This is a genomic window from uncultured Kiloniella sp. (assembly GCF_937128705.1).
Lineage (GTDB): Bacteria > Pseudomonadota > Alphaproteobacteria > Kiloniellales > Kiloniellaceae > Kiloniella.
Map to the genome: position 1 here is coordinate 1 of NZ_CAKZMP010000043.1, position 10610 is coordinate 10610.

A 10610-nucleotide genomic window follows, 5' to 3' on the forward strand; every position below is an offset into this window, starting at 1 on the left:
AGACCCGAAATTTTGATGGCTCTGTTGCTGTTATTTTCCAGCCTGCTGAAGAAGGCGGCGGCGGTGGCCGTGAAATGGTTGATGATGGTATGATGGATCGTTTCAATATTCAGGAAGTGTACGGTCTCCATAACTGGCCGGGTGTTCCTGTGGGAAGTTTTGGAACACGTCCTGGCGCACTGATGGCGGCGACTGATATCTTTACCATTGATATTCAGGCATCTGGTGGTCATGCGGCAAAGCCACATGAAACGATTGATCCGATTGTGATTGCCAGCCATATTATTTTGGCGCTGCAATCTATTGCTTCTCGTAATGTTGATCCAATTGAATCTGTGGTTGTTTCTGTGACAACTTGTAATGCAGGTACAGCATTTAACGTTATTCCTGACACAGCCAGCTTGAACGGTACTGTTCGTACTTTGAGTGAAGCTGTACGTGATTTGACAGAAAAACGCATTCAGGAAATTGTCGAGCATACAGCAAAAGCACATGGTGCGACGGCTGTTCTAGACTACAAGCGCAATTATCCGGTTGTGATGAACCACGAAAAAGAAACAGCTTTTGCCGTTGATATTGCCTCTGGCATTTCTGGTGAAGATAAAGTTGATACAGACGCGAACCCGACCATGGGCGGCGAAGATTTTGCCTTCATGCTCAACGCACGTCCGGGGTCATTTATTTTCTTAGGTAATGGCGATACAGCACCGGTTCATCATCCAAAATACAACTTTAACGACGAAATAATTCCCATTGGTTGTTCTTATTGGGCTAAGCTCGTCGAAACAGCGATGCCAATAAATCGTTAGAAACAAAAAGTTTAAATAAGTAGTGTGGTACAAACAGGTAAAGTTAGTAATACAGGGAGTATAAAATGAAAATTAAATCAATACTCGCGGCGAGTGCGTGTGCTCTTGCCCTTGGCGCGGGTTCAGCGAATGCTGAAACCTTTAAGTGGTCATTTCAGGGGGATGTTCAATCTCTAGATCCTCACGGCTTGAACGAGACTTTTACTCTTGGATTTTTGGGTAATGTCTATGAAGGTCTTACCTATTATGACAAAAACCTAGAACTACAGCCTGGGTTGGCTGTTAGCTGGGAAAATACTGGTCCAACAACATGGATCTTCAAACTTCGTGAAGGTGTTAAGTTCCACGATGGTGGCGACTTTAATGCAGATGATGTTATCTTCTCGTGGAAGCGTACGCTAACTGCGGGCTCTGATATGAAGGGTTATGGCAGTCGTATGAAAGACATCAAGAAAATTGATGACTATACGATTGAAGTTGAAACACCTGCGCCGAACCCAATTCTGCCTCGCGAACTTGTCTTCTATTACATGATGGACAAAGAATGGTCTGAAAAGCATGGCTCAGTAGAAGCAACAAGCCCAAAGGCTGCTGATTCCACGGCGACCTATGCTGCGCAAAATGCGAATGGTACCGGACCGTTCATCTTAACTGAACGTCAACCTGATGTTCGTTCGACCTTTAAACGTTTTGATGGCTATTGGAAAGATATACCAACAAACGTGACCGAGGTGAACTTTACGCCGATCTCACAAGGTGCAACACGAGTTGCTGCGCTGATTTCCGGTGAGCTTGATCTAGTCTATCCGGTTCCTGTTCAGGATTGGAACCGTTTGGAAGAAGCTGAAGGTGTTAGCCCGTTAACAGGACCTGAAGCACGTACGATCTTCTTGGGTATGGATCAGTGGCGTGATGAGTTGCTTTATTCCAATATCAAAGGTAAGAACCCGCTTAAGGACAAGCGTGTTCGTGCTGCTATGGCGCATGCGATTGATTTGAATGCGATTGACAAGAAAATCATGCGTGGTGCTGCTGTGCCGTCTGGTCTGTTGATTGCACCTCAGATCAATGGACATGATGCCGATTTTAATAAGCCTTATGCTTATGATCCGGAAAAGTCCAAAGCACTTCTAACTGAAGCTGGCTACCCCGAAGGTTTTGAGCTTGGCATGGATTGTCCAAACAACCGCTACGTAAATGACGAGAAAATCTGTCAGGCTGTTGTTGGTCTTCTGGCACGTGTTGGTATCAAAGTTGATCTGAACGCTCAGCCAAAATCCAAATATTTTGCGAAAGTAAGCCCGCAAAATGGCAACGATACATCTTTTTATCTTCTAGGATGGACGCCAAGTTCTATGGACGTGCATAACGTTCTTTATAACCTGATGTCATCATTTGATACTGAAAAGAATACTGGCCAGTTCAACTATGGTCGTTATTCCAATCCACGTATTGATGAAATTGCCTCTAATGTAGAAAAAGAAACTGATCAGGCAAAGCGTCAGAAGATGGTTGCAGAAGCTTTCTCTATTCTGAAAGAAGATGTTGGTTATCTTCCTCTTCACCAACAACCTCTTTCATGGGGTGTTCGTGATGGCGTAACGCTTTCTCAGCGTGCGGATAACGTCCTTGATATCCGTTATGTTGTGATTGGCAAATAACCCTTTGGGGTGATTGTATAAGGGGGCCTCGGTTTTAGAGGCCCCCGTTTTTACTGGTTCAAATATTTTGAACCAAGTTAAGCAGGGGACGTTATGTTCAAGTTTATATCGATGCGGCTTCTTCAGTCGGTTGTCGTCATGTTGGTGGTTGGTTTGATTGCCTTCGCCTTATTCCGTTTTGTTGGAGATCCCATTAATAATATGGTTGGTCAGGATACGACGCTTGAAGAGCGTGAAGCCTTGACTGAATCATTGGGATTAAATGATCCTTTTCTCGTTCAATACGGGCGTTTTATTTCAAACGCTGTGCAGGGCGATTTTGGTATGTCCTATCGTTTGCGTCAGCCCGTAAGTGGATTGATTGCCGAACGTTTTCCCGCAACCCTCGAACTTTCCCTGATTTCTGCTGTACTGGCTTTGGTGCTGGGCGTTCCTATGGGGATCTACACAGCGCTAAAACCAAAATCGTTATTTAGCCGAAGCTTTATGACGATATCTCTAATGGGTGTATCGTTACCAACCTTCCTTATTGGTATTTTATTGATCCTTTTCTTTGGGGTGACCTTGCGATGGTTACCGACTTTTGGGCGCGGCGAAGTTGTCGATTTGGGCTGGTGGTCTACGGGGTTCCTGACAAGCAGCGGCCTGAAGTCCATTATCTTGCCTGCGATTACACTGGCGGTTTTCCAGATGACTTTGATCGTGCGTTTGGTTCGTGCTGAAATGCTCGAAGTTTTGCGTACTGACTATATCAAGTTTGCTCACGCACGGGGGCTAAGCCCGAGGCTGATTAATTTCTCTATTGCTCTACGTAATACACTGGTTCCTGTGATTACCATTATTGGTCTTCAGGTCGGGTCGATTATTGCTTTTGCCATTATCACCGAGAGCGTATTCCAATGGCCGGGAATGGGGCTGTTGTTTATTCAGGCGGTATCAGAAGTAGATATCCCCGTTATGGCGGCATATCTGCTATTGATTGCCTTTGTTTTTGTTGTGATCAATTTGATTGTCGACATTCTCTATTTTGTTGTTGATCCCCGTTTGCGAGTACAGAGCTAATGAGTGATATTTCAAGCGAAGCACCATCATTTATCACGCGCTTCCGTGAAAGTGATCTCTGGTACAATTTCAAGAGATCACCGGGCGCAATGATTGCTGCCTTCCTGACTTTTATAATTGTATTTGGCGCCGTTTTTGCCAATTTTGTTGCCCCGCATAACCCCTTTGATCTTGCCACTGTTGATCTTTTTGATGGCCTGTTGCCTCCGGCATGGGAAGCAGATGGCAAGGCAAGTTACCTTCTGGGAACGGATGATCAGGGCAGAGACGTTTTCTCTACGATTCTGTATGGATCACGGATTTCTCTTATCGTGGGCTTTGCCTCTGTTGGTTTTGCGGCCGTTCTTGGAATTACTGTTGGATTGATTTCCGGTTACGCAGGCGGAATGGTTGATTCCTTTCTGATGCGTGTTGCAGATGTTCAGTTATCATTTCCAGCCATTTTGATCGCTCTTCTCATTGATGGCATTGCCCGTGGTATTATGCCACGAGAGGTGCATGATGAACTTGCGGTTTATGTTCTCGTTGTTGCTATTGGCCTTAGTTTTTGGGTGCAATATGCCCGCACGGTTCGTAGCTCTGTTCTGGTTGAACGGAACAAGGAATATGTTCAGGCAGGACAGGTTATCGGTTTGCCGGACTGGATTATTTTGGTCCGTCATATTTTACCGAACGTTATGGGGCCAGTGTTGGTGATTGCGACTATTCAATTGGCTCTGGCTGTTATTACCGAAGCAACACTTTCTTTCCTAGGTGTTGGTGTTCCTCCGACCTCTCCGTCTTTGGGGACACTTATTCGTATCGGGAATGATTATCTCTTCTCTGGCGAGTGGTGGATAACTATTTTCCCGGGTGTGGCTTTGGTCGTACTCGTTCTTTCCGTTAACATTCTGGGTGATTGGCTTCGCGATGCCTTGAACCCGAAACTGCGCTGATAGGGAGTGATGTCATGAGTAAAGAATTACTGGATATCAAAGACCTCGTTGTTGAGTTCCCATCTCGCCATGGTGATGTTATCGCGGCTAAGGATGTAAATCTGACTGTTGCTGCAGGGGAAATTCTTGGTGTCGTTGGGGAGTCTGGTGCAGGTAAATCCACCATTGGTAATGCTGTGGTCGGTTTGCTGGAACGTCCCGGTCGTGTCGGTGGCGGGGAAGTGTTCCTCGAAGGTGAGCAGATCATTGGTAAATCTCAGGCGGAGTTGAGAAAAATCCGGGGTAAACGGATTGGCATGATCTTTCAAGATCCACTGACTTCGCTTAATCCATTAGAGACTATTGCATCCCAGTTGATCGGGACAATTCAAACTCATTTGGGCTTGTCTGATGCAGAGGCTCGGGAACGTGCAATTTCGCTCCTTGATCAGGTTGGTATTCCCGACCCATCCGAGCGTGTTGATCATTATCCCCACCAGTTTTCAGGGGGTATGCGTCAGCGTGTTGTGATTGCTTTGGCGCTGTGTGCCGAGCCGGATGTTATCCTTGCGGATGAGCCAACAACTGCACTGGATGTTTCCATTCAGGCCCAGATTCTTGATTTGCTTAAAAAGCTGGTCCGGGAAAAAGGCGTTGGCATGATCATCATTACTCACGATATGGGGGTGATTGCCGAAGTCGCTGACCGTGTTGCGGTGATGTACCGCGGTGTGGTGGTGGAAACGGGGCCTACAGCTAAAATTCTTGGTAATCCGGATCATCCCTATTCCCGCAGTTTGATTTCTGCTGTTCCGCGCCCTGATGTGCGGTTACATAGATTCCCTGTTGTGGAAAGCATTGAAGCGGCGGGTGAGTGTAAAGAACTTGATCTGAATACACATTGGTTGGGCAAAGCCCGTGATTTTGGCAAAAGCGATGGTCCGTTGCTTAAAGTCGATAATCTTGAGATGGTTTTCAAATCCGGTGGTATGTTCGGCGGCGGGAAAAGTGAAGTCCGCGCCGTTGATAACGTCAGTTTTGATATCCGCGATGGCGAGTGTTTCGGGATCGTTGGAGAGTCGGGATCAGGTAAGTCGACAATCGCGCGTTTGGTGACGTCTATTTACAAGGTTGCTGGTGGTTCTATTAATTTTGCCGGTACAGATCTTACCAAAATCAAAAAACGTCGCGAGCTTAATGTCCACCGTCGTCAGATGCAGATGATTTTCCAGGACCCCTTTTCATCCGTAAATTCGCGTATGAAGGTTCGGGACATTATTGCAGAGCCTATCCGCTTTCATAAACTGACAAGTTCCGAAGCCGAGACACGTCAAATTGTTGATGATCTTCTTGACCACGTTGGCCTGGGTGCCAAGGCAGCTGTGAAGTTCCCTCATGAATTTTCCGGGGGGCAGCGACAACGTATTTCCATCGCCCGTGCGTTGGCAACGCGTCCGCGTTTCCTGATTTGTGACGAGCCAACATCGGCTTTGGATGTGTCCATTCAAGCCCAGATCCTTAATCTGTTGAAAGATTTGCAGGAAGAGCTTGGCTTGACCATGATGTTCATCAGCCACGATCTTCCGGTAATCCGTCAGATGTGTGATCGTGTTGGTGTCATGTCTAAGGGGAAAATGGTTGAGATTGCTGATACGGAAGAGCTTTTCAAGGCACCGCAGCATGAATACAGCAAGCATCTGATTAGCTTGATGCCAAGCTATTCCGGCCTTATGGACCGGGATGATGGACAAGCCGAAGCAAGTTAAAGCTATTCGGGATAAGGTATAAAAAAGGGCTCTGAAGTAATTGCAGAGCCCTTTTTGTATGTATAAACGAAGTAAAAACGCTTGGGTTTTGTCGTCACTTCAGTCCGCAAGAGTTTAAGTAACGTTACTACCCCTAGGCATGGACAGCCTGGGCGACAGATCCGTGGATATGGGCAACCAGTTCCGGCTCTAACTTCAGGCGTGCAGATAGCATGCTGAGATACCCCTGTTCAGCGGGATCATCTACTTCAATTGCCATCAGAGAAGCCACGTAAAGCTCGACGGCTTGTTCCTTGTTCTGTGCCAGCGCAACCAGACTGTCGATATCCAATGGTCTTCGTAACTGATCCATCAGGAAGGCCTTTTCGTCGTTTGACAGGCCAAGTTCATCAATCTTGGCAAAGATAGCATCTTGTTCCGCGCTATCGATCTGACCGTCTGCCTTTGCCGCGGCAATCATGGCAGAAACCAAGGCTGCGCCAAAGCTGTTGGCGGTTTCTGTTTCCGGCTCTACCGCAAAGGCTGAATCCTGGGGGACAGGGGGCACAATAGCGGCCTGTTGCGGTGTCTGATGTGCTGTATATTGCTGAGAAGCTTGTGCTGGTGCATGGGCAGTGTGGGGCTGGCTCTGAGCATGTCCTTGTGCTTGTCCGGGTACTTGCCCGTGCCCCATGCCTTGTTGAGGGGCCGCATTTTTATTGCCTTGCCAATCGCTATAAGCCTTGTACGCGAGACCGGCAACAAGGGCGAGGCCACCGTACTGAACGGTTTTCTTTGCCATCTTGCGACCCTTTTTGGATCCCATCATATAACCAGCCAAGCCGCCTGCGACAGCGCCGCCAGCAAGACCACCTGCATTACTGGAAAGGTAATCCTTACCCTTTTGCATAGCAGAACCACCACCTGTTCCACCACCACTTGCGCCAAGTACTTCGTTGATTAGTTTCGATGCGTTAAACATGCCGTCCCATCATAAAAATTAGAGTTTTTCAGACCAAAGATTGTCTGTTCCTAAATTATATGGGGGATTTTTCTGGGGTTTCAATTCCCCACCTGAAAACATCTAGATATAGGTAAATTACCCGAATATACGTTATGTACGATCGGGAAAATCAACCGGAACCAAAAACAAGTGGGGCAATGCTGTTTTAGCGAATATTGTTACTTTTCCTGAGCATCAAGGCGGAGGCTTTTCGCCATCTTACTAGAATCCCCCCATGTTGAGAGCCACATAACAGTATTCGTTGCGTATGCAATCGACCGTGTGAGTACCCGCGCCCACAACGAACTGGTTGTGATATGATCTTCGGCGTGGTGTAGATGAGAAAGTTCTTCTTCCTGAATATCCTTTATCAAAGAATAGAGCGCTGGATCTCTATCCTTTAAAAAGAACAGCTGATCTTCCAAATGGTGATGTACTGTCTTTTCAACAGCCGCGGTGCATAGCCAAACACCCTGACGCCCCAAGAGTGCGGTGACAAAGCCCAGAACCAAACCGCCATTGCCCCAAAGCCCCATAATTCGACAGGGGCGAGAATTTCGTTCGGGCATCGCAGACCTAAAGAGCGCACAATGATTTATTTCGTGTTGAAGTGTTTCCTCTAGAAACGCCACGATTTCCGGATAAAGGAATCTCGAGACCCATATTTGGGCCCGATAAATTCTGATCGCCCCGTATTCACCGGCATGGTTGACCTTAACAATGCGAGAGATTGTGATTTTATCAGTTTGATTCATGTTTTTACGGGATAGAGTTAGGGAAAGTAATAGGTATCCAAACACAGCTTTAGCGCGAAGAAAACACTTTATAACAAAGGGCTAAGATTTTTCGTCCATAAGATGGCCCAAATGATGGCCCAAATGATGGAGTGACAATCGTTTTAGAGATCTGTTTTGTTAAATTACGCGTCACGGTTGATCTGTTGTGATCCTGTTGCACTTCTGTGGTATCATACCTGTGTGTTTGTACTAGCGTATAAATAAGTGGGTGTGATCGGGGAGAAAAAGCAATGGGTGTGCGTGTCGGGAATGTAGAGTTTCATGCAGGGCCGGAAGCTCTGGGGGCACCTGATGAGCTGGAGGCTGTGATCGTTGATTTTATCGATGGTACACAAAAACGTCTGGATATCGCTGTGCAGGAGTTGGAAAACGAAACCATTGCCAAGGCAATTATTCGTGCTCGCCAGCGAAAAGTCCGGGTTAGAATGGTTATCGAACAAAGCTATCTGAAGGCTGCAACGGCGCGGGTTGATCCTTGGGCCGTGGGTGGCAAGCACGAGGCAAACAGACAGGTTCATGATGCAATCCTGCGGGCCAAAATTGACGTGAAGGTCGATTATAATTCTAAGATTTTTCATCAGAAATTTATGGTTCGGGACGGAGCGTCGGTTCTGTCAGGATCGACCAATTTCACCCCGACAGGCACCCACAATAACCTGAACCATGTGATTATTATCCACGATAAGAAGGTTGCGAAAATCTTTAGCCGTGAATTTGCGGAAATTCAGCGCGGACATTTTGGCAAGCGGAACGAAGGTCACGATAAAACCCCGACGGATACAGTGGTGTCCGACGTGCCGATCAGGGTTCTGTTTGCACCGGATCACAGCCCGGAAATGGAGATCATGAAGCAGATGTTGAAAGCACGCGAGCGTATCGATTTTGCGATCTTTACCTTCTCAAAATCATCGGGGATTGATGATACCATGCTGCGCTTGCTTGATCTCGACATGCCAATACAGGGTGTCTTTGATGGCGGGCAGGGTAGTCAGGATTGGGCGCCTGTGGATGATCTCAAGGCCAAGGGGGCAGACTTGTTTTTTGTGCACAAAAGCGGACAGCTTGGCAAGTTGCATCACAAGCTGATGGTCTTGGACAGGCAAGTGGTGATCGGTGGCTCTTTTAACTACACAGGGCCAGCGAACCATTTGAATGACGAGAACATCATTATCCTTGGCGATCTAGAGACCACATCCCCCACACAAAGAGAAGCGCAGAAGAAGATCGCTAGCTTTGCCCTTGCGGAAATAGAGCGCATCATCCGGGATCATGCCCGACCTGTTCTATGAGGATCGTTTATATCAGGTCCCTTATCTCGACACCAATGATCTAGGCAGTTGTTTAGGGCAAAAGAAAAGGGAGCTTGCGCCCCCTTAATATTATTCCAGCAATAGACTATCATGCTTAAAACATACGCTTCAGCGTACCTTTTTTGTCGATGAACTGATGCTTGAATGCCGCCCCTGCATGCAGCAGAACCACGGCAATCAGGCCATAGGCAATGTAATAATGCAGGTCGATGGCTAGATCACGGGTTGTATCGGTAATTGCCATGATCGACGGAATGTCGAAAAGCCCGAAGAAGGTAAAGCCGCTTCCCGAAGACGTGGAAATGGCATAACCCGTTAAGGGAACGACAAACATGGAAAGCAGTAGAATGACATGCACTACTTTTGCCCCGACCTTTTCCATCGGTTTCAGGGATTCCTGAAGACCGGGCGAGGGGGAAATCACTTTCCATATTGCAAAGACAGAGGCAAGAAGAAGCACACAGATGCCAATGGCACGGTGTAATTCCAAGCCTGTATGATACCAAGCATCATAATAGCTGAGCCCAACCATCCACCAGCCAAGACCGATCAGACCAATAATGGAAAAAGCTATGAGCGAGTGCAGCAACTTGCTGACCAGCCCATAGCTATTTGTTGAATTGCGTATCATAACTGATAAACGCTTTGATTATTTCTTTTGGATGGCTTCGATAAAGAGATCAACCTGTACTTCCTCTGCCGCAGGGCCGAGATTAAAGTCCATGCCGAAATCTTTACGTTTCAAGGTGTAGCTGCCTTCGAAACCGGCGCGATATCCACCCCACGGGTCTTTGCCTTCGCCAATCTTAGTGACATCAAAGGAAATGTTTTTGGTAACGCCGTGTAGGGTTAGGTCGCCGGATAAGGTGCCACCGTTGGCATCACCGCTGTAGCCTGTGCTAACAAAGGTGGCTGTCGGGAATTTTTCCACATCAAAGAAATCTGCGCTGCGCAAGTGCTTGTCACGTTCAGCGTGATTGGTATCCAGACTTGCGGTGTCGATTTCTATATTGACCTTCTGGTCTGCATTATTTTCAGGATCATAATCGATAGTTCCGGAAATCTTGTTAAAGGTACCAGATAACCAGCTATAGCCGAGGTGTTTTGTTTTGAAATTAATAAACGAGTGCGTTGGATCAATGTTGTATTCCGCGGCATTCGCCATTGACACAGACAAGGAAAGTGCCAATGCAGCAAGGCCAGTTGGAAGAGCTTTAAAAGATAGTTTGAAAGACATGTAAAATCCCCGTGAAAAAGATTATTTATAAATTAAATGGTGATTTGAACCCTATCATTCAATCCACAAATT

The 10610-nt window shown here is 46.9% G+C and carries 10 protein-coding genes; 6 read left to right on the top strand and 4 right to left on the bottom strand.

Annotated features, from left to right (window positions below):
• The 5 genes from Q0241_RS02545 to Q0241_RS02565 form a co-directional block, all read left to right on the top strand.
• The coding region (locus tag Q0241_RS02545) for an amidohydrolase (RefSeq protein ID WP_299372576.1) at positions 1-809 on the top strand (809 nt) is incomplete at its 5' end.
• A gap of 65 nt (positions 810-874) precedes the next feature.
• Positions 875-2470, top strand: a complete 1596-nt coding sequence (locus Q0241_RS02550) for an ABC transporter substrate-binding protein (protein WP_299372579.1) — start codon at positions 875-877, stop codon at positions 2468-2470.
• Between the two features lie 93 nt (positions 2471-2563).
• Entirely contained in the window at positions 2564-3532 is a 969-nt protein-coding gene (locus Q0241_RS02555) for an ABC transporter permease (RefSeq protein WP_299372582.1), read from the top strand.
• On the top strand, positions 3532-4467 hold the full coding sequence (locus tag Q0241_RS02560) for an ABC transporter permease (protein WP_299372585.1): 936 nt from the start codon (positions 3532-3534) through the stop codon (positions 4465-4467). Before Q0241_RS02555 ends, Q0241_RS02560 begins: the two co-directional genes overlap by 1 nt.
• Before the next feature lie 14 nt (positions 4468-4481).
• Complete coding sequence (locus tag Q0241_RS02565; protein ID WP_299372588.1) at positions 4482-6212, top strand: ABC transporter ATP-binding protein; 1731 nt, start codon at positions 4482-4484, stop codon at positions 6210-6212.
• Between the two features lie 133 nt (positions 6213-6345).
• Here Q0241_RS02565 and Q0241_RS02570 read toward each other — a convergent pair whose 3' ends face one another.
• Together Q0241_RS02570 and Q0241_RS02575 are read right to left on the bottom strand one after the other, a co-directional pair.
• Positions 6346-7173 (bottom strand): tellurite resistance TerB family protein, encoded by an 828-nt coding sequence (locus tag Q0241_RS02570; RefSeq protein ID WP_299372591.1) that lies wholly within the window; start codon positions 7171-7173, stop codon positions 6346-6348.
• 200 nt (positions 7174-7373) lie between these two features.
• The gene (locus Q0241_RS02575; RefSeq protein ID WP_299372594.1) at positions 7374-7949 is read right to left on the bottom strand and encodes a demethoxyubiquinone hydroxylase family protein; all 576 of its coding nucleotides are present in this window, start codon (positions 7947-7949) and stop codon (positions 7374-7376) included.
• 272 nt (positions 7950-8221) lie between these two features.
• On the opposite strand from Q0241_RS02575, the gene Q0241_RS02580 reads away from it, so the two are divergent.
• A complete protein-coding gene (locus tag Q0241_RS02580) occupies positions 8222-9280 on the top strand; it encodes a phospholipase D-like domain-containing protein (RefSeq protein ID WP_299372596.1) in 1059 nt (352 codons plus the stop codon).
• 115 nt (positions 9281-9395) lie between these two features.
• Here Q0241_RS02580 and Q0241_RS02585 read toward each other — a convergent pair whose 3' ends face one another.
• Positions 9396-9932 carry a cytochrome b gene (locus tag Q0241_RS02585; protein WP_299372599.1) on the bottom strand — a complete coding sequence of 179 codons (537 nt, stop codon included), beginning with the start codon at positions 9930-9932 and terminating at the stop codon, positions 9396-9398.
• An 18-nt stretch (positions 9933-9950) separates the two neighbouring features.
• Positions 9951-10538, bottom strand: a complete 588-nt coding sequence (locus tag Q0241_RS02590; RefSeq protein WP_299372602.1) for a YceI family protein — start codon at positions 10536-10538, stop codon at positions 9951-9953.
• Positions 10539-10610 lie beyond the last annotated feature (72 nt).

Bases quoted from the DNA above. Each gene is read 5' to 3' on its own strand.
- Q0241_RS02570 (WP_299372591.1), bottom strand. From the start codon at position 7,173: ATGTTTAACGCATCGAAACTAATCAACGAAGTACTTGGCGCAAGTGGT.
- Q0241_RS02590 (WP_299372602.1), bottom strand. From the start codon at position 10,538: ATGTCTTTCAAACTATCTTTTAAAGCTCTTCCAACTGGCCTTGCTGCA.
- Q0241_RS02560 (WP_299372585.1), top strand. From the start codon at position 3,532: ATGAGTGATATTTCAAGCGAAGCACCATCATTTATCACGCGCTTCCGT.
- Q0241_RS02555 (WP_299372582.1), top strand. From the start codon at position 2,564: ATGTTCAAGTTTATATCGATGCGGCTTCTTCAGTCGGTTGTCGTCATG.
- Q0241_RS02565 (WP_299372588.1), top strand. From the start codon at position 4,482: ATGAGTAAAGAATTACTGGATATCAAAGACCTCGTTGTTGAGTTCCCA.
- Q0241_RS02575 (WP_299372594.1), bottom strand. From the start codon at position 7,949: ATGAATCAAACTGATAAAATCACAATCTCTCGCATTGTTAAGGTCAAC.
- Q0241_RS02580 (WP_299372596.1), top strand. From the start codon at position 8,222: ATGGGTGTGCGTGTCGGGAATGTAGAGTTTCATGCAGGGCCGGAAGCT.
- Q0241_RS02585 (WP_299372599.1), bottom strand. From the start codon at position 9,932: ATGATACGCAATTCAACAAATAGCTATGGGCTGGTCAGCAAGTTGCTG.
- Q0241_RS02550 (WP_299372579.1), top strand. From the start codon at position 875: ATGAAAATTAAATCAATACTCGCGGCGAGTGCGTGTGCTCTTGCCCTT.